This window comes from Vibrio sp. 10N.222.48.A3, assembly GCF_041475345.1.
Taxonomy (GTDB): domain Bacteria; phylum Pseudomonadota; class Gammaproteobacteria; order Enterobacterales; family Vibrionaceae; genus Vibrio; species Vibrio tasmaniensis_A.
Map to the genome: position 1 here is coordinate 1 of NZ_JBFRVX010001467.1, position 882 is coordinate 882.

Consider the following 882-nt stretch of genomic DNA (forward strand, 5'->3'; position numbering starts at 1 on the left):
TTCCTCAAAGTAGTGATGAAATGTTGAACTTCTTCAGCATCTTTGTCAGGAGAGACTCCGGATAAGCTAGACATTGAAGCGGAAGGACCATATTTAGAAATCAAGTTGATTGTACGACTCAGCACAGCTTCGATTCCCGAAAAATCGACAGCCTTTCGAACGTTTATGATTTCGTCACGGTAAGTTTTTGCTTTGCTCGCTTCAGTAGTTGCTTTGTATGCTTGCCAAATAGCTATAACACCACCAACAATAGAAAGGAATGTAGCCACATAGTTTATGTAATTTGGCATACTACCTAGCCTCTAGAATTAATAGTATTTTGTCCGCTCCAAGTGTGTGAGGCTTACCAAACCCTTCCCATACCGATAACATTGCATCGTATTTGTCCAGTGTGGGCATATGCGAATTGAGGTCTGGAATCTCTTGACCATACCTCAGTTCATCGTAGCGCTCTAAGTCGACGATAAAATATCGACAATAAGCCATATACGAGCTCTCTTCATTTCCATCAAACCCCGGAAATTTAAGCCAGTAATGTTCTTTTACTGTAGTGTCTGCGCACTTTTTGGCTGAAAAATGGATTGTTCGATACATGTCTAAAATATCAAGAACCCTGCGACACTCTTCCTTCGATAGACCTTCCCATAGATTTTCATAAATCCAGTCATAGTGCAGTTCATAACCCTCAGATATTGCCTGACGGTGCTGAGCATAGTAATCCGCTTCTTCTGGATACAGTTTTTCTAATATCAAGAACTGATTGACCAAAGCTAAACGCTCTTTTTTATCTAATTTCATTTCAACTCCAATGTTAAATACTACGAAAACTGCTAACGCCAAATTAAGGTGTGAACAACGCTAACCACCTTACTTAAACCATTG

Annotated in this window: 2 protein-coding genes; both read right to left on the bottom strand. The window is 39.9% G+C overall.

The window, feature by feature from the left end; all coding sequences use genetic code 11:
• Window positions 1-290 (bottom strand): hypothetical protein (locus AB4653_RS27155; RefSeq protein ID WP_372105791.1); only part of this gene is annotated, 290 nt, incomplete at its 3' end.
• A 1-nt stretch (window position 291) separates the two neighbouring features.
• Window positions 292-798: a YfbU family protein gene (locus AB4653_RS27160; protein WP_102257633.1), complete on the bottom strand. Its 507-nt coding sequence runs from the start codon at window positions 796-798 to the stop codon at window positions 292-294.
• Window positions 799-882 lie beyond the last annotated feature (84 nt).